Below are 23,515 nucleotides of genomic sequence, written 5' to 3' on the forward strand. Positions count from 1 at the left end.
ATTTAATATCTTTTTGAATTACTTACTAATAAGTCTTATACAACAAGAATACAATATCAACTAAAATAAATACTATGAGGCTGGTGTATTACTATGAAAATTCTTGAAACCAATCGGCTTACCCTTCGCCTACAAACTACCGACGATGTAGAGTTTATCCTAGAGCTTCTCAATGATCCCTCTTGGTTACAATTTATAGGCGATCGTGGTGTGAAAACGATTGATGATGCACGTAACTACATTATGAATGGACCAATTCGTATGTATGAGCAATTCGGATTTTGTCTTTATTTGGTAGAGAGAAAAGAAGATCAAATCCCAATTGGGATTTGTGGTCTAGTAAAAAGAGACACCCTAGAAGATGTGGATATTGGTTTTGCCTTTCTTCCAAAGTATTGGGAAAAAGGATATGCCTATGAAGCAGCTTCTGCTGTAATGGCATATGGTAAAGATACTTTAGGATTAAATCGAATCGTCGCAATCACAACTCAAGACAATCACCCTTCAGCCAAGTTACTTGAAAAAGTAGGGTTACAGTTTGAAAGATTAGTTCAGTTGTCCAATGATCCTGAAGAGCTTAGACTTTTTGCATATAATAGTAGAACAGAAAACCATATAAATAACACATATAAATTATCAGATCAAAAAATAAGTTTAGATCGATTAACTGATGCATTCTTTAATGCATTTACCAACAAAAATGGAGAAGAACCAAATGTACGTGTACTCAATGATTTATTTATTCCAGAGGGAATGATCATTAAAAATACGGATTCCATCCCAAATATTTACAATCTTCAGCAATTTATCGATCCACGTGAAAAACTATTAAGAGAAGGGCGCTTAAATGATTTCAAAGAAGAAGAAATACAAGAAATTACAGAGATTTTCGGTAATATCGCTCACCGTTTCAGCTTATATCGAAAATCTGGAGTGTTGGATGGCGATTCATTCGAGACATTGGGGATGAAAACGATGCAGTTTATTCAAACTCCAAGTGGTTGGAAGATTAGTTCCGTAGCATGGGATGATGAAAGAAATGGATTAACCATACCGGAAAGATATCGCAATTAACAATTCAAGCAGAAAGCTCTCTGATCAAGGGTCTTCGCTTTTGCCACAAATATTGCAGATTACTTCGGTTTGATAGCAACAAAAGGGACAAGGGCAATTTAAGATTGATGATGAAATCATTGAAATTAAAGAGGGTACTGTTATTAGGATAGCACAAGAAGGGGAACGAATTTGGCGTAATAATTCAAGTGAACCTCTCTATTTTATCTGTATTCAAAACGCAAAAACAAATATCCGAATAACCTAACAAACGATACTGAATTCTCAAAAGAGGTAAATATTAGAAGTGAAGTAACGAAAAAAAATTTAAATAAATAATATTTTGAGTGGATATAATTAGGGGCCATTATAGAACATAACCTCATATTTAATTCGTTTCAGACATAGACAAAAAGATGTACACAACGTGAGTTTGTACATCTTTTTGTTTTTGATTAATTAAGTCACAATGATTGTTAAAATCCAATTCTACATAGTTGTTGTTTCAAATTTCATTTACCGTATATTTACAATAAAATAAAAAAATATAAAAATTGACCAGTACCAATAAATGAGAAACAGATCATATATTCTAATTCAAAAGAATATGCATGAAAAAATTGTAGAATGGAACCATATTTCATAAAGGATTTATAAAATATTATTGATCAGAAAAAAGAATGGGGAATTTTATCATGAAACTAACACCAGAACAACGGATTCAATTACATGGATTTAATAACCTCACAAAATCATTAAGCTTTAATATGTATGATATTTGCTATACAAAAACAAAAGAAGAACGAGAATCTTATATAGAATACATAGATGAACAATATAATGCAGACAGATTAACTAAGATTTTAAAAAATGTCTCAGATATTATAGGTGCACATGTATTAAATATTGCTAAACAAGACTATGTACCACAGGGGGCAAGTGTAACCATACTAGTATCAGAAGGTCCTGTGGTGGAAGTGCCGACAGAATCATTCACTGAATCTCCTGGACCGCTCCCAGATTCAGTTGTCATGCAGTTAGATAAAAGTCATATAACGGTTCATACGTATCCTGAATATCATCCAGATGAAGGTATCAGCACTTTTAGAGCAGATATTGATGTAGCTACATGCGGTGAAATTTCGCCTCTTAAGGCATTAAATTACCTTATCCACTCATTTGATACAGATATTATGACAATTGATTACCGCGTTCGGGGATTTACAAGAGATATAACAGGTAACAAGTTATTTATTGACCACGAAATAAGTTCTATCCAAAATTACATTCCAAATAACGTGAAAAAACTCTATGATATGATTGATGTTAATGTATATCAAGAACATATCTTTCATACAAAATGTAAACGAAAAGAATTTGACTTAAACAACTATCTATTTGGATATACCCAAGAAAAATTATCCGTGAAAGAACAAGAGGAAATTACAAAAAAATTAAAAACAGAAATGGATGAAATATTTTACGGAAAAAACATGAATCATGGATTAATTGAAGAGGATTTGGATGATGAACTCTAGGCACAATTTATTTCATTAGGCAACTTCTTGGACATGAGTCTGGTATTGTATCAGATTCATGTCTTTTAGTTTTGCCTTAATTTTTTATGATGATGAACAACAATTTGCTATATAAAAAGGTGAATTTCTCAATCCGAATTTTCAAATGAATCCATAATAATATAATGATTCCTTCACAAAACGTGAAGGGATTTTTTATCAATAGAGAATCATTAAACATTTATTTTCCAGTATATACTTTTGGGTAATCAGCTCTCGTTGGTTGCGGGAATTCCTTTAAAGTCTAGACAATCGCACATCACTCTGTTTACACCGACATTTCCAATATCCAGAATCCCTTGTTGTCCTACTGCTTTTTCCTTCATTAGATGAGCTAACAAGTTCACATCAGTTTCTGTGTACGCAATTCTCATTACTATCCCTCCATGCTCTTTACAAGTATATGTAAAGAGCATTAAAAACACGAATTTAAAGTTCGTGCAAAATAGGCAATTTCACGCACCGTATTTATAGGGGAAATATAATAATTTAAATAACTAAGTCAACATGAATATCTAATTTCCGCAAATACTACATTTTTTATTCTAGTAGTTGCTAAGTATAGAAAGTTTGCATAAACTACAATTAGAACAATCGTTCAATTTTTAATGAATTTAATCGAAAGGAGAAAACCGTTGAATAAAAGGCGTTATGACAGTGAACAAGCAAAACGAGTAATAGCTGAAAAAGCAACCGAATTATTTTCTATAAAGGGCTATGCAAAGACTTCTGTTGAAGATATTGCGAAAGCCTCTGGTTATAGCAAAGGACATATTTATTATCATTATCAAAATAAAGAAAACTTATTTGTATATTTGGCGCAAAGGGGTATGCAGCAATGGGATGAGAAATGGCAAACAACAACAAAGAAATATCAAACAGCGACAGAAAAGTTATATGGAATGGCTAGACACGTTCTTTATAATTACAAAGCTCCTTTATTAAGAGCTGGTCAAGAACTTGCATCAGATCCTACCACCAACCCTTCTACAGTGCAGAAACTATATGGATTAGCAATTATCCCCTTACAAGCATATCAATATATTTTAAAAGAAGGAATTAGCAATGATGAATTTAAAATAGAAGATATTGAAAAGACAAGTATTCTATTAGGTTCGTGGTTAGGTGGCTTATGTCAATTTATCCACACAATTGAAACTGAAGAATTACAACGTTTATTTGAAGAGGCAATCACTATATTTTTGTTATCTATTTCTAACAAGAAGTCTTAATTCATACTCGCCTTTTATTTCGTTTTCATGTAGAGAAATACGAGTCATGGAGGAGAGAAAAATGAAAATAGCGCTATTTGGAGATAGTCTAACCGAGGGAAGGCCAGGTATTTCTTTTTATAAAATATTGAGCGATCAATTTCCAAACGACACGTTATATAACTTAGGGAAACCAGGAGAAACAGTGACGGGCTTATATAATCGAATTAACCATTCTAAAGATGATGGTATATTTGATATTTCTTTTCTTTGGATAGGAATCAATGATATTTACGCCAAAGTATTAGGGGTAAAAGCGCGGCCAGTCGTATCAAACCAAAAAGAGTTTACTGAACGGTATGAAAAAGTTCTTGAAAAACTACATTGATCATGATTCTATTCGCTCAACAGCTGGCACGAGGTCTAGAATATGAAATGTTGCATGAAATTCATGCACAAGGCGAGCTTCAAGATTTTATTAATGTCCTCAAAGCACTTGAGCAATATCCCATAATAGGAACAATACAAGTAATTATGGATGTGTTGCCAGATGGTCACGGTGAACGTAGATTTACGAAATTGAGTGATAATGTCACTAAGCGACGTTATGTAATTGCTCAAATGTATTTGGGGAATGGCAAACAATTCAACATTATAGAAATTGAACGGGAAAATCGCTCTTTGTCGATGTTAATATTATCATCGTTTGAAATTCGTGAATGGAAAACTATTTATGATCGACTGCTTATAAATCTTGTGAATGATAGTGGAACTTGGACAAGTAAGTCATTGAAAAGCATTGAAGGTCAAGGTATTACAGTGGTGAAAGCTAAACACAGTTCTAAAGGGGTTCAGCATAGGGCAGAGGTTTTATTGAACAAATTAGATTACTAGACATTACGAGGGGGTTTATTAATGAAAATGAATGAAAAAACATATCTAAGTATAGAAGAGATTATTTCATTACCAACCTTATCAGGTACAAACATAAGTGATGATGGCAAAAACGTAGCATTTGTCAAGAAGACAGCTAACTGGAAAGACAATAAATATAGGAATCATGTATGGATATATGAAAAAGATAAGGGGCAGAGTTACCCATTAACAACTAGGGATATAGATAGTACATACCCATTATGGTCTCCAGATTCTAGGGATATCGCATACCTTAGCCCAGTTGGTGACGGGGATAATAAGAAAAATCAGATCTTTGTTAAGTCAATAGATGGTTATAGTGGGGTTCAAATTACTGATGAGAAAGAAGGGGTCAGTAAATTCAAATGGGCGTCTACTGGCAAGGGTTTTTATTATGTTGCACAGTCAAAAGAATCTGAGGTGATAAAGAAACGTAAGGAACTATATGGGAATTTCCATCATATAGGTAAAGAATACCAGAATAATTGTTTATATTACATTGAAATAGAAAAAGTGATACAAAATGATAAACATGAACACCTAGAAAATTCTGATAGTTCTGGTAAAGATAAAGATGAACACGAAAATAGCGTTGTTTATCAACTAACTGATGGGAAGGATTTTCATATCCATGAATTTGATATTTCAAATGATGGGAAAAAGGTTGTATTTATGGCTACACCAAGCCCAAATATGGGAGATTATATTAATGGAGATCTATACATACTAGATATTAAAGCTGGAGAGCTACAAAAGATGAATATAGATAAGTTGTTAGGAGGGAGCGTTTGCTTTTCTCCTGAAGGCAGCAAAATATGTTATTCAGCAAGCATAAGGGAGAAGGATTACTATAAGACCCATATACAAGACAGTACATTAGAGATATATGATATTAATAATGGAGAGCTAATTCAACCTTTAGCAGATTTTGATAGTACGGTTATTCCATTACGGTGGACAGCTAAAGGAATTTTAATTAGATGGCAGAATAAAACTAATTATCTTATTGGGTTGCTATCTGAGGATGGCACTGTGGAAATGTTAAGCGAAAAAGTAGATAGCTTTATAATGGATGCTTCTATAACAAGGGATGGAAATCATATATCCTATAATAAGGCTATAACAAATGAAACCTTTGAAATCTATTTAGACGATAAAAAAATAACGAATGAAAATAGCTTTTTCAAAGGAAAGCTTAAAAGTAACAGGGAAATAATCTCATGGCAAAGTAGTGATGGTCTTGAAATAGAGGGAGTTTTATCAACCCCAGTAGAGTTTGACGCAAATAAAAAATATCCCTTATTAGTGGTAATCCATGGTGGTCCGGCTTGGGCATCCTTTCCAATATTTTCAGACTGTTTTAATGAGAAATATCCTATTGAACAGTTTATCGAAAAAGGCTTTATAGTTTTAGAACCAAACTACAGGGGAAGTTCTGGTTATGGTAATGAATTCTTAAAAGCAAACTATAGAAAACTGGGAATTGCTAACTACGATGATGTTATATCTGGAGTGGATAAACTAGTTGACAAAGGGATTGCAGATAAAGATAGAGTAGGGGTTATGGGATGGAGCAACGGGGGATATATATCAGCTTTCTGTTCTACATTTAGTAGTAGATTTAAAGCTATTTCAGTTGGAGGTGGAATTACTAATTGGAGTACCCATTATGTAAATACAGATATACCTTACTTTATTAGGATGTATTTAGGAAATAATCCATGGGATGATCCAGAGATATATACTAAAACATCACCAATGATATATATTAAATCAGCCTGTACTCCCACCTTAATCCAACATGGTGAAAAGGATGCAAGAGTTCCAACTCCAAATGCATATGAGCTATATCAAGGATTAAGGGATATGGAAGTTGATACAGAATTAATTATATTTAAAGGAATGGCATATAGTTCTGACCAGCCAGGAATTAATGTGGCTATTATGAAGCAGAATTTGATGTGGTTTTCACACTATATTCTTGGAGAAAGTATGAAAGATTTTAGGGTTTTATAATTAATAAATGGATATCCTCACAGGATACATAAGGATGAAACAGTCTTCATAAGGAAGCTTTTTTTCTTATTTAGCCTGTGATTGTAGCTCTATGATTTCCATGTGAATTTCCACTGTATAATACTCTAGCAACTACATTGACTTACAATTGTATAGCAACGTTATGGCATTAAGCTCCCTGTACCTTTGTAGGGGTACGGAAACGATTCGTGTAAAAACTGCAATAGGATAAAAACGTGGCTCAGATATGGAAAATTACATATTTGCCACGTTTTCTTCTTATAAAAGATTAATTAGACCTAGAAGGCAAAGTAGAGATAAGAAATGGATACTTCAGTACAACTGATATATCTACGGGACAAAAAAAGATATATTAAATAAAATGATCAAACTTTTTTCAAAATTTAGCTATTGTTTTTTGCTGAAAAAACAATACTTCACACAAGGTTTTGATCAAACTTTTTTTAACACCTACATTTATCACTACATTCTGTTGGTTTGGAATAGTGTTTGATAAAAATAGTTTGCTCATTAGCTTACATTGCAAGCGGTTTTTATCTAGTTTGTGTACAATATTAAAGTAAGAAGAATATTGTACAAGAGTGCAGATTTTCAAAGGAGGCATATATATGGGATATATTATGGACTTACGTAATTTGGTTGGAAGTAAACCTTTAATTATGGTTGGGGCGTGTGTACTTGTTATAGATCATGAGCAACGAGTTTTATTACAACTTCGAAAAGATAATGGATGTTGGGGACTGATTGGTGGTTCTATGGAGTTAGGAGAAACACTTGAACAAGTAGCTTATAGAGAATTGTTTGAGGAAACAGGACTAACGGCTGAGAATCTTAAATTAATTCATACATATTCAGGAGAAGCTTTTTACTATCAATATCCTCATGGTGATGAAGTCTATAATGTTGTGACGGCTTTTGAATGTAAAGAATATAACGGCTATTTAAGTCATGATAAGGATGAGGCAACAGACATTCGATTTTTTTCTTTATATGACTTGCCAAAAAATATAATCCTACCAGATAGACCTGTACTCGAAGATTACAAATTAAAATACACTTTATAAGAATTGGTGGTTAAATAAAAGATTCGATGTACGGATAGAATAATGATCAATCTTTTTTTTATAAAAAGCTTTCTAACAACATAAATAATAGAAGGCATTTTGATCAAACTTTATTTCAAATTCACACGATTTTTCATTCATTCCCCTAAGTCTATTAAAATGCCATAAATCCCTACTTTTTTAGTTGAAAGTAGGGATTGTTTTTCGGAGGAAAAATTTAGATTTTCCCTTAAAGCACTACACTACATTTAAAAACGCCAGTCATGTTATTCCATTGAATTCCCATTTCATCGAAAATCAATAAGAATCTCAAGTGGAAAGTTGAAGTGTCAGATTGATTTGTTTTTGATTTATAATGGGATTTATTGGAGCAAATTGTTTGGAAAAGGGGCTTTGTTATGTATACCATTGGAAGATTTTCAAATCTGTGCGATGTACCTGTGAAAACAATTCGTTACTATAGTGACATTGGTTTACTCGCACCTTCTTATGTAGATCCCGAGACGAGCTATCGTTACTATGACTACGATAAGATGAAAGAGCTAAAAACTATCCTAGTGCTTAAAGACTGCCAGTTTTCGTTAAACGAAATTGAGCAAGTTTTAAAAGGTAAAGATATGAAAGATCTGGATGTAAGATTAAAGAAAAAAACAGAAGAGTTAAAGTATCAGCAAGAACAAATCATCAAGCAAATTAACAACATTCAGCAAATAAAGAAGTTCATAAAGAATCATGAAACATTCATTCCTGAGCCCACTCTGTCAAGTTGTTACATAGAGGAGCGAAAAGATACACAGGTTGTGTCTATTCGCAAAACAATAAACATGTTTGAAATGGATACACTCGTTAAAATGTTGTTTGAAAGGATATATGCATATCAGTTTAATATGGATGGGGAGCTACTAGCTATTTTTCATCAAAAAGACTGGAGACAAAAGAAAGCAGATGTTGAATTACTTTTACCCGTAAAAGTCGATAAAAATGAGGAGTATCTTACGAGAGTGCCTGGAGGAATGTATGCATGTGTCAATGTAGAAGGGCCTTATTCAGAACTTCACTATGGCTACAATCGTTTAAAGGTATGGGTGGCAGAACAATCCCTTCATGTTAAAGGAATGTATATGGAACAGTACATAAAGGGACTCGTCCCATCCAAAGTAGTGAATCCAATAAATATTAAACCGAACAACGAGATACATCCAAATGATTTTTTGACAAAAGTGTTTGTAAAGGTAACAACGCAGAATAATTGAATAACGAACTGAGATTAACTCTCTAGTTACTGGAGGGTTTATTCTGTTTATAGCAAGGTATATATGTTTGCTATTAAAATGCAGAATGGGGAGCTTTGAATGAATACGCATACAGGGAAATTTACTTATCTTAAAGGAAGTTCGTATGAAATTGGAAAACAACAAGCATTAGAATACTATGAAAGTGCACACGTTAAGGAAATTTTTTTTAGGAAACACTCTGATTCTACCAAAGCGTATCTAGAAATCAGGTCCCAAATCGAGGAGTATTGCCCGGGATTAAATGAGGAATTAGAGGGTTTTGCGGAAGGGTTTGGTTATAAATCAAACCAATTAAAATTTTATGATGATGCCTGGTTAATACCTGGAGGGTGTAGCCTAAGTGCAATTTTGCCCCAAAAAATGTCTGATGGTAAAACATACGTATTACGAAACTATGACCTCTCTCCTGATATTTCGGATATGCGCCTTTGTACAACTAAAGTAGATGGAAGATACACGCATACCGGTTTCTCTGTTTCTACATTTGGTCGAAGTGATGGATTAAACGAGAAAGGTCTATGTGTAGCGTTTGCTTCGTGTGGCATGCCGATAGGCAAATATCCAGGTATGAGAAAACCAGTAGTTACTGGGTTGTAGTTTATGGTGGTTGTTAGAGCCATACTAGAGACGTGTAAAAATATTGAAGAAGCCATCTATGCTGTGAAAAACATGCCTGTGGGAACGAATATGAATTTACTTTTAGCGGATGCAAATGGTGAGGCAGCTTTAGTTGGAACATATGACGGAGTTAAAGTAGTTAAAAACGCAGAACTAGATTATTTAATTGCAACAAATCATGGGCTATTTCCTGAAATTGAAAATCTTGAACCAGGCAAGCTAGAACAATCTCAACTACGATATAATATTTTAGAGAATAAATTTAGTGCCAATGGTAAAAGAACTGCTTGCGAAATTAAAGAACTTCTTTCAACGGAGTTTCCGAAAGGGGTGTCCATTCATAATTATAAAGAAAACTTTGGAACAGTGCATTCAATTTTGTTTAATCTAACTGATTGCCAACTTGAGTTTTCCTATGGTTCTCCTTTACATAATAAATTATATCAGTTAAACGTTGGTGATAATTTTCCAAAGACACGAATTCCAGTTGAATTTTGTAACAAGAATTATGGACCGGATTTTTGGAGAATATCGAGATAATAAATATAAAATCATAGATAGTGTTTAAAGTGAAGCGCTGTATCTTGCTACTAAAGGTAGTTTTAGTTCAATATGTCCTAAGTACTAAGCTAATACAAGTTATGTACATATTCAAGAAAAGGGCACAATTGTGGATGTAGCTTTATAAAAAAGATTGATTATTTAATATAAAGATTGATAATTTGTAATAAAGTTTGATTAAAACATTCAAGAAGATGATATGAATTTGGAAATTCGTATCATCTTCTACTATTTCTTGGCATAATAATTGTAAGAATATTTCAATATTCGATAATTTAAAGAATGGGCAGGATGGAGGAATGTAGGTATGAATGTAAAAGATGTGATACCTAACTTAGTTATTATAATAAAACCTATATTATTTTTTATCGACGTACTGATAATATGAAATATCATAAAGAATATGTAGCAATGATAAAGGAGAGTATAATGTACACAATTGGACAAGTCGCTAAATTTTTAGGTGTATCTAGAGATACTTTGAAATTTTATGAAGAAAAGGAATTAGTCAAGCCTAAGCAAAATATTGAGAATGGGTATAGTAAATACTATCTTTACAAAAAAGCTTATACCTTCATTTTTAATTGGTATAGGATCCTTATTCATTTCAATTGGATATATGATTTATGCATTCTCAAATCATTTTATAATAGCAGCTATTGGTTTCTTCATTCTTTCTTTTGCTATGGATTTTGCGAATACAGGTTTTTATACATTTTATCAAAACAATATACCTGTAGATATAATGGGAAGGGTTGGGAGCATTTATGAATTACTTATAGCAATTCTAACCATTCTTGCAACTATTCTTTTTGGAGTAGCTACTCATTTCATTTCCATTCAAGTTGTAGTTATTATAGGGGCATTTGTAATGTTATTAATAACCATCGTGTTATGTGCATTTAATTTATTACCATCGAAAGCAAAATTATATTCAGCGCAGTCATTGGATTCTAAAAAAATCTGAAAAAGAATTTTGATTTTATTTTCGCATTGAAATCACTGAGAGTATAAAAATACAAAAAGATGTGCGTACTAAAATGTACGTCTTTTTGTATTTTAATTGCCAAATATTTTATAAAAATAGATGAATTGTTGAAGTAATCGAAACTTGTATTAAAAATAGTAGAAACATTCTAGCTTAACATTAATTTTATTATTGAAATTCTGAATATTAAAATGTAATATAGAAAAGCGTGTGTAATAATGTACTAATTAAAAAATGTATTTACAATAGATGTTTGTGTAAGTGATAAGGGGGAAAATGATAACGACTATACATATGGAATTTAAAAGTTTATCGGCATCAAAAATATGAAAATAAACTTACTAGAGTCTAAAGTAAAGTAAAGAAAACAACATACAGGTACACTGTAAAAGTCATATGGAGGTTTCAGGAATGGGAAATGAAAGTAGATTTCAAGAAAAACAACAATCACGTCGAAAGCGCGGTGTTGTTAATATTGGATTAAGTTTAGTATTACTGACAGTCAGCATGGTATCTTATCAATTATTTTTTACTGGTCAAACAAAAGGAAAAGAACATCCAGAAGAAAAGAAAGTAGCCCAATTAGCATCTAAAGAGGCGAAAAATAATAAATTAGAGGAACAAAAAACAAAACAATCAGAAGAAGAGGCATCAAAAGAACAAATAAACAAAGAAGTTGAAAAACAAGAATTAACAGAGCAACAAAATCAAGAGAAAGAAAACTCAAAAATACTGGAAAAAGAAAAGCAGAGTAATGAAAATCAAGTGAAAAAACAAGAGGAACAAAAGAATACAAAAATGGAACAGCAAAAGGTTAATGAAGAGGGAACAACTAAAAATCAACCAGACAAAAATGAGGATCAAACAGAACAAAATAAGCAATGGAATCCAGTTGGTACAGAGCAAGGGGCAAAACCTGCCATGCAATTTAAAGAGGGAACGACAGATTGGAATGAGATGAAAAAAGCAATTTCCTACGCTGTTGATGCTCCTGAATCACAACTCATTTATGATTTTATTGGAAATAATGGAACGAATAAGGCCTATGGTAATGTGCGAGATAAGCAAAGCAATAAAAAATATAAAGTATATATTGATTGGGTAGAAAATAAGGGATGGAAACCAGCATCTGTTCAGGTTATAAAATAGTCATACCGACAAATAGTCTACCAAAATTCAGTATATAAGACAAAGACTCTCCCGATTGGAGAGTCTTTTACATAAGTTACTATTTTTCATATGTTTGCTGTTTATTTATGTGGTTGTCTTTTCGTTTATCAAATGCAAACAGACTAAGTTCTTCAGAATCATTAGCTAACTGAATCAATCGTTCAAACTGCAATCCTATTTTTTTTAGAAGCTTAGCTGAAGCGCGATTGTCTTGAGTAGTAATCCCCACAATACGATTTAGCCCCAATTTATCTTTTCCATATGTCATCACTGCAGAAGCTGCTTCATAGGCGTATCCTTTAGCCCAATACTTTGGGAGAAAGGCAAATCCAATATCTACATCTTCCAATGAATCTCTTTTTACCAGACCACAGATTCCAAGCGGAACGTGATCCTCCTTTTGTTCCACCAAAAAAAGACAGAAACCAAATTGTTCATACATGCGAAGCGGTCCGTTCAAAATATAAGTCTTTGCGTCTTCTATTGTCCTTACACCACGATCGCCTATACATTGCAACCAAGAGGGGTCATTCATAAGCTCTAGGATAAAAGCTGCATCGTCAGTTGTTTGTAGTCGAAGAATAAGACGGTCTGTTTCAAGGATATTCAAAGGGAATACACCATCCTTTCAATATTATATTCCATCTAGATATCATAATCGTATTGTAACTTAAAATTCAAGGATATTTGTTCATGAGGTACACATTATATGTTAAGCGTTGTAACAAACGCTTTTTTATGTACGCCACTTGGTACAATAATTAATAGAGGATATTATGTCTGAAAGAAATATCACTAATTAACAATTAAGTTATAAAATCAAAGCTTCGCTTGATTAGTAAATGATGAGATGGTGATACTAATAACTATGAAAAGTTTATGATAAGGGATGGTATTATGATTTTTATTTACACAGATTTTGGCGGAACACATACAACTTCACTTGCGGCAGCATATCATTTAAACAAACTCCCCACTGATCGAAGACTGACAAAAGAAGAAATTTTAAATGTGGACTATTTTAATAAGCTTAAAACGTCTGATATGGGAAAAATCATTTTTCATGGAAGGGACGAAGGAGGAAATCCGGTTTATACAGTAGGACATGGGGCATCAAAAGTAGTTGTTCCATCCATGAAAAATTTAGCGGAAATTCTTCAACATCAGTATCAAAACAATGAAAAAATCATTTTTTCAAATACTTCACCAACCGTTCCACTTCCTATGACGTTTGGAGGATTGTTTTCAAGAAGATTACATATTGATTTTATTGGTGTTCCCTTACTTGTATGGGGAGCAAAGCTGTGTTGTGATAATATACAACGACTTGTTGATTATACAAAAGAAGCGGGTAGAATGACTAATGATTATGTTGTTATTTTAGAGAATGAAACTTTCAAATAAAAATGCAGGATTTATTGGAATCCTGCATTTTTTCTATATCAATTCAACTTTTTTTCGAATGACAATTTTATCAATTTCATCTTCTTCATCACCAATGTATAAGCCACGTTCTTTTAAATATGTTTCAAAATATAAATCTGCTTCTGCACGTTCATCATAAGGTTTTACAGATAAAACAAACCCTAATTTATTTTGTTCCTCTAAATGGGAAGTAGAGATATAAGCAGGGATATTATGACGTAAAAAAAGTTCCTTTATAGGAATAATCATATCCTTCATTAGTTTTGATAGCATGCTCATTTCAAAATCAAAGTTAAAACGATCAATACTAGATATGTCAGCAAATACAACCCCAATAAAGCCTGTATTAAATACTTCTTGAAATTCGGCGTCTTGCTTATCATAAAAATTCTTTTCAATTAAGTAATTTTTAAAATAAGCAACACCATCAGCTTGTTCAAAAGGTTTTGTTGAAAGAACAAAACCGATTTTCTTTTGTTTATGTAAATACACACAAGACATATGTGCGGATATATTATGTTCTTTAAATAAAGAACTTGTTGCTCCTGCAAGACCATCTAATACATGATGGACAATTTGTAACTTTTTACGGGCAAAATAATAGGATTTTTTTTGTAGTTCCAATGTATCAATAAACACAGAGCCGATAAAGCCTGTATTTGAGATAGTAGGTGTATGCTTTTTTCTTCCTCTGCGCTTGTTTTGAGCCATTGTAAAAGTCATCCCTTCAAGTGCGATTAAAATAAAAGAACGTTTGTTCGCATATTTATATTTTACTATTTAATCGCTACAAAGTAAAGGGATTTTCATCAAAAAACAATAAAAAAGACACCTTTTAAAGGTGTCTTAAACGTGATAGGGAAGAGGTTTCAACCCACTTTATTTGTAATTTATATTATGAAACAGAGACAAGTTCTTCTGCATCGTCTACATCTAAATGACAATCCATTGTACGTACATCTTGATCTTCATGACTTCCGAAATAAATAGTAATTTTCATATGTATCGCTCCTTTATTCTAGGAATACCTAAAATAATTACTAGTAATGTTACTGCTTATTATATACCACTTTTTCCATTTCGACAATCTTATCCAGTTTATAAAATTTCTTTGTGAATATTAAGAATTTTTGTTACGATACACATAACTAAACGTAAGGAGGAATTCACATGTTAAAAAATTTAAACCGATTCTCAAATGAAGGAAGAGGAGTGAATAGCATTTAAGCTAATTTAACACTCCTGCTTCCGCAAAGAATATAAATATCGGAAAGTAGGAGAACGTTTGGATAAGTGTACGCTGGCAAATCATAATATTTCTATTTTATTTTGGGTACATTTTTTTGGAACAATTAGCTTTTTACAAGCGGTTATGACGTTGTTTTATGTGGAAAGAGGATTAACTCCTTCAAATGTTTTTATTGTATTGATGTGCTGGAGTGGAGCAGTTCTAATTGGAGAAGTACCAGCAGGCATTTTTGCAGATCGATTCGGTTTAAAACTCTCTTTTATAACAGGTGCTTGCATAAAAATTATAAGTATTTCCCTTTTATTATTTGCTGATAACATATGGCTATTTTGTTTATATAGCTTATTGAATGGTTTATCAGTCACTTTTTTTTCGGGTGCTGATGAAGCCTTAATATACGAATCTTTAAAAGAAACGAATGAACAACATCTTATGGATAAAGCGATGGGGAAAATTCAATCCGCTAGCTTTATTTCAATGTTGATTGCTGTTATTTTCGGATCTTATTTTGCGAAAGATTTGAAGGAAGAGCAATTCTTTATTTTAATTACACTCGGACTTCTTTTTCATTTCGTAGAATTAATTTTACTTTTATTTATAAAAAATCCGGCGGTGGAATTTGAATATAATGAGTCATCGTATTCACAAGTAATCGAAGGAATACAAGTTATTCGAAAAGCACCTCAATTACTCATCATGTTCTTAAATATATCACTTGTATTTATTCCAGCGAGTGCGGTTTTTGACAACTATGATCAACTACTTTTGAAAAATGCAGGAGTTCCTGTATTTGCAATTGGTATATTATATGCAGTCGCTGCAGTAGGCGGATATTTTGCATCTATTTCAATAGGATGGTTAACCAAAAAATTCTCTCGTATATTTTTATTAAATCTTTCAGGTGCATTAGCTGTCTGTGGATTACTATTAGCAGCGTGCTTTGGAAATACGTTATGGATCGTTTTAGGAGCATTTATTATATTAAGATTTGTAAGAGCAATAAGATATCCAATTTATTCACAGCTGAGTAATGATATAATTCCATCACATGTACGTGCAACAACAATTTCATTATTATCAGTGCTAGATTCTGTACTGGATTTAATTATTTTTGGTACGTTATCTATACTTGCTGTATACGGGTTACCTGTTATGTTTATGGGTTGTACTATAATTGCACTGATAGGTACTTGCTTACCGATTAAAGGTATAAGAGAAGTGCCTAAAAATATTGAATCGTAAATCTGTTTTAAAGCGACCATTCTTTAAGGTATATCCAAGCCTTAGAGGATGGTTATTTTTTATTAAGACATTAGCTATCCAATTGTTTATTTTGTAGACTGAATGATTTTGTTACAAAGCTTTAATAACATATTTATACGTGCTTAAATTTTATCGTGTAATATATATAAATAGAGTATAAGATTAGGAGTTAAAATATCACTATGAAAAAAGCACTTATTACTACAACTATTTGCATCTTAATAGGAATAAGCATTGCTGTTTTACAGCAAATAAAAGAAAGAAAGTTTATAAAAGCTAAGAATCAATCAGACCATGTCATAACAATTGCTCATAGAGGGGCATCTGCATATGCTCCAGAACATACAATATCAGCCTATAAATTAGGTCAACAATTAAAAGGTGATTATATAGAAATAGATCTTCAAATGACAAAGGATGGACACTTAATTGCTATGCATGATAATACATTAAATCGAACAACAAACGGATCAGGACTTGTTAAAGATCATACATTAGAAGAAATAAAAAGACTTGATGCTGGTAGCTTCTTTAATAAAAAACATCCCAAGCTATCAAAAGAAGAATTTAAGGACGTAAAAGTACCAACGTTTGAAGAGATTATTGAAGCGTTTGGCCATGATGCTCGTTATTATATTGAAACAAAATCACCAGAGGACTATCTAGGAATGGAAGAAAAGCTTTTAGAAATACTGAATCGATACCAACTAAGTGATCCCGCTATTGTAAAGGAGAAAATAATCATCCAATCATTTAGTACAGAAAGTTTAAAAAAGATTCATAGTCTAAATTCTAGCATTCCGCTGGTGCAATTATTAACACACAAAAAAGCAGTCAGACTAACCAATGAAGACTTAAAGGCGTATAAAACTTATTGTGTGGGCTTGGGCATGAACTATACATATATGAATGCTACCGATGTCCCAAAAATACAAAAACAAGGCTTAGAAGTTCACCCATTTACAGTAGATAAAGAGGAAGATATGAAAAAGATGATTGAATGGGGTGTAGATGGGATGTTTACGAATTATCCGGATCGTTTACAGCATGTAATTTTAGCAGCCTATAAAAAAGATTAAATAAAACACCCCTTAGTAATAAAATAGATAAACCTAAGTTACAAAAATAGATTATAATTAGTAGTGGTCTTAAATCTCTTATTCATTTCTTATAAGGAGAGTGCTTATCATGATTATTAAGTTCATTCGTTTCCGTTAATTTCAGGTACATTTCTATTCGTTCATTTTTCTAAAGTGAATTTTGGGCTGTCTTGATGTACCTTTTTTCAAATGACCAAATTCGAATGAAATGAGGAATGAATCATGAAAGAAAAGATAAATAAAATTAATGGAATTGATATATGCACAGAGAGTTTTGGAAATCCTAATCATCCAGCTACTTTACTGATTATGGGAGCAATGTGTTCAATGGTTTACTGGGATGAAGAGTTCTGTAAAAGATTAGCAGATACAGGGCGATTCGTTATTCGATATGATAATCGAGATGTTGGACGTTCCGTTTCCTATGAACCGGGAAGTTCTCAGTATGCTGTGGTAGACATGGCGGATGATGCTGTTGGAGTGCTCGATGCATACGATATTAATCAGGCACATATTGTTGGAATGTCCTTGGGAGGTATGATTGCTCAAATTATCGCAGTAAGGCATCCTCAAAGGGTCCTAACAATGACCTTGATTGCATCAAGTATTTATGGGTCTGATGAAAACAATCGGAATTTACCTCCAATGGATGAAAAAATTCTTGCTTATCATGCGAATGGAAGTAAATTGGATTGGACAGAAAACGAATCTGTTGTGAATTATTTAGTTAGAGGATCAGCATTACTCTGTGGACCAAAGCATAAATTTGATGAACAAAGAGTTACGAAGCAGGTAACAAAAGAAATAAAACGAGCAAACAATCTACTCAGCATGTTTAATCATACACTGCTTAAAGGTGATGATTACTTTGAGGGAAAATTAAAAGAAATAAATGTATCTACATTAGTTATTCACGGCACCGAAGATACGGCACTTCCATATGAGCATGGCTTAGCTCTAGCGAATGAAATTCCTAATGCATCGTTACTACCACTAGAGGGAACGGGGCATGAAATTCATTTTGATGATTGGGATAATATAATTAACGCTATTTCGAAACATACTTCAAGAGTGTAGGAATTTACACAGTCAAAATAGACGATTTAAGAAGTTTTCTGCTCCTTAGATCGTCTATTTTTTATTGGCACTTCGTTTCAACTATTCACGAATAATAAAGGGTTTCAAGTAGTATCTTGACTTTTAATAAAAAGTCTTTTATCTAAATGGATTCTTTTTCTTTGAACTAAAATGATTGAGTAGTAATAAAAAAATCGCTGAATCCAGTTATCGAAGCAGAATATTTATTGCATGATTAATAGCGATTCTATTTTTTCAAAGAGGAATAGAACTCTTTACTTGTTTGTATGTTTTTTATATTTTTTTGCAACAATTATTGTAAGTGGGGTACCAATCAATGTAGGCAAAAACCAAAACCATAGTTTAGGAAGTAAATTTAAAATCGGTATAGAACTCCCTATGTTCACTAGAAGAGCCGTTACAGCACCTATATATGAACCTAGCATACCTCTAATATGATGGTGAATCCAATTCTTCCAGCGTCTCTTTCTTGCAAGATAGCCATAAATAGCAAATGAATAAGAAAAAAGTGCGACATAAAACAAATAAGCAATCTCATTCCAATGTAAAATAGACAATATAATTGCAGTGATGAATATTACAACGTAAGATGCATGGTAAACTTCACCCCATTCTGTATGAGTTCCTTTTCTCTTTTTTGCAGACATTGCGACAGCTCCTGAAATTAAACATATGATCCCAAATAGAATATGAATTATTAAAAGTATGGGAAAGATATCCAATATACTTCCTCCTTTGCTAATTTAATATTTTGGGTTTATTGAAGAAGAGATGAAATATATCCTTGATTCACCTTAATATATTGAAATTAAGGTGTTTCTAGAACATCTTCTAGCTATAATAATTTTCATCATATTTTATTAGATGATTTAGAATGTATACCATAATTTAAGAAACCACCTCATATTTGAAAAGGTATTATAGTTCTAAAAAACTTGCTTTTGCAAAAATTCTAGGGCTTGATGAGGATTCGTATGAACAATTTATTATATTTGGAAGAAAATTAAATTATGATAAGGAGGTATATAATAATGGCTGAAAAAACGAGAATAATAGAAATCATGTCTTATAATCCTGAATGGAAAATGGAATTCAAGAAAATCAAAATAATGATTGAAAGTTATATCGGCGATTTAATTTTAAGAATTGAGCATGTAGGTAGTACCTCTGTGGAAGGGTTAGCAGCAAAACCAATTATTGATATTTTACGGGATTATTTATCAGCTAATGAGGCTGTGCGGAAAGAATATGAAGAACTAAAATATCGATTAGCTGAGAACTATCGATATAATATTGATGGTTATTGTGAAGCTAAAACTGATTTTGTAAAAGGGATTTTGAATAAGACGCTTTATATAAACTAAAAAGAAAAAGTGGGAATTACTACTTGTAATAGAAGAACAAATAGAATCTAATTAAATTGGAAATTTCAAAAATATTTTTCATCTTTCTTATATACCAATATGGTTAAACAATTATAAGTTAACTGAAAGATTTGATTTGGACGGTTTATGAAAAGGTAGAGAAGAATGTATCAGGAAGTTGTCAACACCTAACATATGAATGTATGAGTACCCGCTTGAAAGTCCTCTTCCTTAAATGAAGAGGACTTTTCTATGGTTCTATTAATTCCCTAACAATTTGACTTATCTGATAGATTCCTTGCGTAAGATCTTGGACAGGTACATAGCCATACGATAAACGAATATGTTGATCAAATTCTTCTTCATAAATACGCCCTGGGTTAAGAAGAATCCCTTTAGATAATGCTTTTGAAAATAGTTTTTTCATTGAAATTTTAGGTTGTATCTTTAACCATATAAACAATCCTCCGCTAGGGGCATTCCATGTTGCGATGTCTTTACAATACAGGTCCAGCGCTTGCATCATGATTTTTCTTCGTTCTTTCAGCTGCAATCTCACGGATGCTACATATTTTTGATATAAACCACTAGACAACCATTCAGCAGCAACTCTTTGTGATAATGAACTAGATCCATAATCTGTTTGCATTTTTATGTCTGATAATCTTTCAATCACAGGTTCTGGACCAATTACCCATCCAATTCTTAATCCAGGACTAAGTGTTTTCGATAAGCTACCGACATACAATACGTGCCCATTTTGATCCATTGCCTTTAATGGTAGTGGAGGTAGTTCATCAATCCATAATTCACGATAAATATCATCTTCAATAATAGGAAGTTGTTCTTTTTCACAAACATTCATAAGTTCTTTCCGTCGACTTTCCAACATTAAGACACCTGTTGGGTTGTGAAAACAAGGGATAGAATATAAAATGTTTTTCGTTTTATTATATTTACTTCGTCTAGACAAATCGCTTGGTACGATACCACACTCATCCATCGATATTCCAGAAAGATGTATATCTGCTGATTGAAATACATGAAGCGAATATAAATATGAAGGCTTTTCAAGTAGAACTGTGGATTCCCTATGCAAAAGACCAACTGATATTAACTGTAGTACTTTAATTAATCCTACATCTCTTAAATATATATATCGAGAGGTTACTGTCGATACACAGGGAGAATCAAAAGGACAGACTTTTGCTGATTTTCGTCCAAGTGCTAAATCTACAGGAGTTTGTATTGCATTAGAATTGGACCAACAAATGTTTATTCAAGACTTTATAAAAGTCATGATACGTATGGCGTGATTTTGTATAAAGATTGCGAGCTTCTATTCTTTTAGAGAGGGAATGATAGCGAATCGTTGAATATATAAGAAGTGTATTCGAACTATTAAAATCCGATAAAGAAACAATTATGAAAGAAAGATATTTTTCAAATAGTATAATTTGTTATTCAAAAAGGAGTCCATACGATGAATATCCAATTAAAAATAATAACAAGAGATAACTGGGAAGAAGCACTGAAATTACAAGTATCGAAGAAACAAACTACATTTGTACCATCAGTAGCAGTATCACTTGCGAAAGTATATATTAAGCCAGATGGCGAAAATGTCGAATACATTCCATTCGCCATCTATGACGACGATAGTATGATTGGGTTCATTATGCATGCATTCGAACCAAATACATCGGACATGTATTGGATTAACGGATTTATGATTGATGAGCATCATCAAGGAAAAGGATATGGTAAAACTGCTTTAGCTGAAATGATTAAATGGATTACAAATGAATTTACGGAATGTAAGGAGATTCGATTAACTGTACATAAAGAGAATATTATTGCAAAGAGGTTATATGAAGGTTATGGATTTAAAAACCTTGATTATGTTTATGACGAAGAGCAAGTATATCGTTTATATGTCTAACTTTTATTTAGAAAAGGTTGTGATCTAGCGCATGGAATTTAATGAAGTAAAAATCGAAATATTTATCCCAGAGGAATATATTGAAACTCTACGAGATGAATTAAATAACATTCACGCTTGTAAGGTCGGAAATTACGATAACTGTCTATCTTACAGCACAGTTAAAGGGTACTGGAGACCTTTAGATAATGAAAGACCTTTTGATGGAGAAATCGGTCAAATATGTGAAGGGCAAGAATGTAAAGTCGAAATAAGGTGTAAACAAGACATTGTAAAAGACGCACTTACCATAATTAATCGAATTCACCCTTACGAAACACCCATGATTTATATCATGCCACTACTAAATGAATATTTTGGACAAGTTTAATATTCTCGGAGGATATCACTTTCAAAAAACATGAAGTTAGTATTGTAATTTCATTTGTTAAAAATTACTTAAAGGTGTATCCAAAATCTATTCACAATAGTTTTAGAAAAACGAAAAATAATAATAAAGACTTAATGAAAATACATGCAAGAGTACTACGTTGTAAAAAAACATGATATAAGTACCCTTTCTCGAAAAACTAATATACTCTTAGTTCATCTTTTTAAAAATTTAATATCTGTGTTTTTTTATGACTAAAAGATATCACGCAAAAAACTACCACGCTTAAGCTATAGAACTAGAAAATGATGACATAAAGCTAAATGTTATTGTTTAAATTCATATTTTATAATTTCCATTTATAAAAATGAGCCCATAGTAAAAACAACCTAAAAATAGGCATATGAACAAGGTGCATCATCTAGTGATAGGTCATATTTTGTTGGTGTACACGTATTGAACTTAGTTTATAGCGCTATTTCTACTTAGATTTAACGAGCAGAAATATAGGAAAGCATCGATGGGGTTTTAATTTATAAACGGAGGTCATGAAAATGAATGAGTTTCAACAAGAACTACAAGCGTTAAGCCTTAATGATTATCAGTCTGGAAATGTTGTGTATTGGGACCAGCAAAACCAATATCCATATTACTATATTGAAGATGATGCTCGTCGCTGTGGCGGTTGTGGCCGTTGCGGTGGATTTCGTTGTGGTGGATTCCGTTGTTTTGGTTGCTTCGGTTGTTTTGGTTGCGGTGGTTGTGGTGGTTGTGGTGGTTGTGGTGGTTGCTCTAATTGTTTTGACGGTTTTAATGGTGCTACCTGGTGGGTCATTTAAATTCGTGACATAAATAAAGATATTTTTGAAAGAAAAGTGTATATACAAGTATGAACTGTAGAGACACTTTTCTTTTATTTTGTGAATTTAACAAATAAAAGGGCATCTTCTATTTTCATCGAAATTAATATTTGATATAGCATTTCATATAGAGGTGAATGGTACATTGGATACATATCAAAAATTAGTTTCATGGGTAGAAGAAATAAAGGTACGGAATAAGAGATTCGTCTAACTGTACACAAAGAGAACACTCGGGCAAAAAGGTTATATGAAAGCTATCGTTTTGTAAATCTTGGTCATGTTTATGATGGAGAAGAAGTATATCGTTTACTTGTTTAACTTTAATTAAGAAAATGGATAAAGAGGAGAAACC

Annotated in this window: 19 protein-coding genes and 9 pseudogenes; 23 read left to right on the plus strand and 5 right to left on the minus strand. The window is 32.4% G+C overall.

Annotation, left to right across the window (positions count from 1 at the left end):
* Positions 1 to 93: 93 nt before the first annotated feature.
* From MHH45_RS03470 to speD, 3 genes and pseudogenes are all read left to right on the plus strand, one after another.
* Positions 94 to 609: pseudogene (locus MHH45_RS03470) on the plus strand (GNAT family N-acetyltransferase); the annotation flags it as partial.
* Between the two features lie 547 nt (positions 610 to 1,156).
* Positions 1,157 to 1,291, plus strand: a pseudogene (locus MHH45_RS03475) (cupin domain-containing protein); the annotation flags it as partial.
* A gap of 457 nt (positions 1,292 to 1,748) precedes the next feature.
* On the plus strand, positions 1,749 to 2,591 hold the full coding sequence (gene speD, locus MHH45_RS03480) for an adenosylmethionine decarboxylase (protein WP_016114997.1): 843 nt from the start codon (positions 1,749 to 1,751) through the stop codon (positions 2,589 to 2,591).
* Positions 2,592 to 2,831: 240 nt separating this feature from the next.
* Here the strand turns inward: speD and MHH45_RS03485 are convergent.
* Positions 2,832 to 3,004: pseudogene (locus tag MHH45_RS03485) on the minus strand (cell wall hydrolase); the annotation flags it as partial.
* Positions 3,005 to 3,265: 261 nt separating this feature from the next.
* On the opposite strand from MHH45_RS03485, the gene MHH45_RS03490 reads away from it, so the two are divergent.
* From MHH45_RS03490 to MHH45_RS03535, 10 genes and pseudogenes are all read left to right on the plus strand, one after another.
* Complete coding sequence (locus MHH45_RS03490) at positions 3,266 to 3,862, plus strand: TetR/AcrR family transcriptional regulator (protein ID WP_016114995.1); 597 nt, start codon at positions 3,266 to 3,268, stop codon at positions 3,860 to 3,862.
* A gap of 61 nt (positions 3,863 to 3,923) precedes the next feature.
* Positions 3,924 to 4,229: an SGNH/GDSL hydrolase family protein gene (locus MHH45_RS03495; RefSeq protein WP_016114994.1), complete on the plus strand. Its 306-nt coding sequence runs from the start codon at positions 3,924 to 3,926 to the stop codon at positions 4,227 to 4,229.
* Positions 4,230 to 4,276: 47 nt separating this feature from the next.
* Complete coding sequence (locus MHH45_RS03500) at positions 4,277 to 4,735, plus strand: Tn7-like element transposition protein TnsE (protein WP_242227047.1); 459 nt, start codon at positions 4,277 to 4,279, stop codon at positions 4,733 to 4,735.
* A gap of 21 nt (positions 4,736 to 4,756) precedes the next feature.
* The gene (locus tag MHH45_RS03505; protein WP_088093695.1) at positions 4,757 to 6,772 is read left to right on the plus strand and encodes a S9 family peptidase; all 2,016 of its coding nucleotides are present in this window, start codon (positions 4,757 to 4,759) and stop codon (positions 6,770 to 6,772) included.
* Positions 6,773 to 7,401: 629 nt separating this feature from the next.
* The gene (locus MHH45_RS03510; RefSeq protein ID WP_088093696.1) at positions 7,402 to 7,857 is read left to right on the plus strand and encodes an NUDIX hydrolase; all 456 of its coding nucleotides are present in this window, start codon (positions 7,402 to 7,404) and stop codon (positions 7,855 to 7,857) included.
* Positions 7,858 to 8,255: 398 nt separating this feature from the next.
* Positions 8,256 to 9,110: a MerR family transcriptional regulator gene (locus MHH45_RS03515; RefSeq protein ID WP_088093697.1), complete on the plus strand. Its 855-nt coding sequence runs from the start codon at positions 8,256 to 8,258 to the stop codon at positions 9,108 to 9,110.
* Between the two features lie 99 nt (positions 9,111 to 9,209).
* Positions 9,210 to 10,310 (plus strand): annotated as a pseudogene (locus MHH45_RS03520) (C45 family autoproteolytic acyltransferase/hydolase).
* A 450-nt stretch (positions 10,311 to 10,760) separates the two neighbouring features.
* Positions 10,761 to 10,925 (plus strand): annotated as a pseudogene (locus MHH45_RS03525) (MerR family transcriptional regulator); the annotation flags it as partial.
* Positions 10,870 to 11,298 (plus strand): annotated as a pseudogene (locus MHH45_RS03530) (hypothetical protein); the annotation flags it as partial. The pseudogenes MHH45_RS03525 and MHH45_RS03530, both read left to right, overlap by 56 nt.
* 432 nt (positions 11,299 to 11,730) lie before the next feature.
* On the plus strand, positions 11,731 to 12,468 hold the full coding sequence (locus tag MHH45_RS03535) for a YrrS family protein (RefSeq protein WP_016114986.1): 738 nt from the start codon (positions 11,731 to 11,733) through the stop codon (positions 12,466 to 12,468).
* A gap of 79 nt (positions 12,469 to 12,547) precedes the next feature.
* Here the strand turns inward: MHH45_RS03535 and MHH45_RS03540 are convergent, their stop codons facing one another.
* Positions 12,548 to 13,099: a GNAT family N-acetyltransferase gene (locus MHH45_RS03540; protein WP_016114985.1), complete on the minus strand. Its 552-nt coding sequence runs from the start codon at positions 13,097 to 13,099 to the stop codon at positions 12,548 to 12,550.
* Positions 13,100 to 13,386: 287 nt separating this feature from the next.
* Between MHH45_RS03540 and MHH45_RS03545 the strand changes: the two genes are divergently transcribed.
* On the plus strand, positions 13,387 to 13,893 hold the full coding sequence (locus MHH45_RS03545; protein WP_016114984.1) for a DUF3189 family protein: 507 nt from the start codon (positions 13,387 to 13,389) through the stop codon (positions 13,891 to 13,893).
* 33 nt (positions 13,894 to 13,926) lie between these two features.
* Here MHH45_RS03545 and MHH45_RS03550 read toward each other — a convergent pair whose 3' ends face one another.
* On the minus strand, positions 13,927 to 14,637 hold the full coding sequence (locus tag MHH45_RS03550; RefSeq protein WP_170927919.1) for a hypothetical protein: 711 nt from the start codon (positions 14,635 to 14,637) through the stop codon (positions 13,927 to 13,929).
* 562 nt (positions 14,638 to 15,199) lie between these two features.
* Here MHH45_RS03550 and MHH45_RS03555 point away from each other — a divergent pair.
* The 3 genes from MHH45_RS03555 (at position 15,200) to MHH45_RS03565 (ending at position 18,603) form a co-directional block, all read left to right on the plus strand.
* Positions 15,200 to 16,405, plus strand: a complete 1,206-nt coding sequence (locus MHH45_RS03555; RefSeq protein WP_016114982.1) for an MFS transporter — start codon at positions 15,200 to 15,202, stop codon at positions 16,403 to 16,405.
* 203 nt (positions 16,406 to 16,608) lie between these two features.
* Positions 16,609 to 17,505 carry a glycerophosphodiester phosphodiesterase gene (locus MHH45_RS03560; RefSeq protein WP_016114981.1) on the plus strand — a complete coding sequence of 299 codons (897 nt, stop codon included), beginning with the start codon at positions 16,609 to 16,611 and terminating at the stop codon, positions 17,503 to 17,505.
* Between the two features lie 243 nt (positions 17,506 to 17,748).
* A complete protein-coding gene (locus MHH45_RS03565) occupies positions 17,749 to 18,603 on the plus strand; it encodes an alpha/beta fold hydrolase (protein WP_016114980.1) in 855 nt (284 codons plus the stop codon).
* A gap of 275 nt (positions 18,604 to 18,878) precedes the next feature.
* Here the strand turns inward: MHH45_RS03565 and MHH45_RS03570 are convergent, their stop codons facing one another.
* On the minus strand, positions 18,879 to 19,346 hold the full coding sequence (locus MHH45_RS03570) for a DUF2306 domain-containing protein (protein WP_016114979.1): 468 nt from the start codon (positions 19,344 to 19,346) through the stop codon (positions 18,879 to 18,881).
* Between the two features lie 309 nt (positions 19,347 to 19,655).
* Here MHH45_RS03570 and MHH45_RS03575 point away from each other — a divergent pair, with 309 nt between their 5' ends.
* On the plus strand, positions 19,656 to 19,988 hold the full coding sequence (locus tag MHH45_RS03575; RefSeq protein ID WP_016131421.1) for a GrpB family protein: 333 nt from the start codon (positions 19,656 to 19,658) through the stop codon (positions 19,986 to 19,988).
* Positions 19,989 to 20,238: 250 nt separating this feature from the next.
* Here the strand turns inward: MHH45_RS03575 and MHH45_RS03580 are convergent.
* Positions 20,239 to 21,126, minus strand: a pseudogene (locus tag MHH45_RS03580) (aminotransferase-like domain-containing protein); the annotation flags it as partial.
* Between MHH45_RS03580 and MHH45_RS03585 the strand changes: the two are divergent.
* The 5 genes and pseudogenes from MHH45_RS03585 to MHH45_RS03605 all read left to right on the plus strand — a co-directional run.
* Positions 21,110 to 21,304 (plus strand): annotated as a pseudogene (locus MHH45_RS03585) (nucleoside hydrolase); the annotation flags it as partial. The pseudogenes MHH45_RS03580 and MHH45_RS03585 overlap by 17 nt on opposite strands.
* Before the next feature lie 167 nt (positions 21,305 to 21,471).
* The gene (locus MHH45_RS03590) at positions 21,472 to 21,930 is read left to right on the plus strand and encodes a GNAT family N-acetyltransferase (RefSeq protein ID WP_016132831.1); all 459 of its coding nucleotides are present in this window, start codon (positions 21,472 to 21,474) and stop codon (positions 21,928 to 21,930) included.
* A 31-nt stretch (positions 21,931 to 21,961) separates the two neighbouring features.
* Complete coding sequence (gene cutA, locus MHH45_RS03595) at positions 21,962 to 22,300, plus strand: divalent cation tolerance protein CutA (RefSeq protein ID WP_016132830.1); 339 nt, start codon at positions 21,962 to 21,964, stop codon at positions 22,298 to 22,300.
* A gap of 548 nt (positions 22,301 to 22,848) precedes the next feature.
* Complete coding sequence (locus MHH45_RS03600) at positions 22,849 to 23,139, plus strand: heterocycloanthracin/sonorensin family bacteriocin (RefSeq protein ID WP_082188763.1); 291 nt, start codon at positions 22,849 to 22,851, stop codon at positions 23,137 to 23,139.
* A gap of 222 nt (positions 23,140 to 23,361) precedes the next feature.
* Positions 23,362 to 23,481 (plus strand): annotated as a pseudogene (locus tag MHH45_RS03605) (GNAT family N-acetyltransferase); the annotation flags it as partial.
* Positions 23,482 to 23,515 lie beyond the last annotated feature (34 nt).

Source organism: Bacillus sp. FSL K6-0042, from assembly GCF_038006685.1.
Classification (GTDB): domain Bacteria; phylum Bacillota; class Bacilli; order Bacillales; family Bacillaceae_G; genus Bacillus_A; species Bacillus_A pseudomycoides.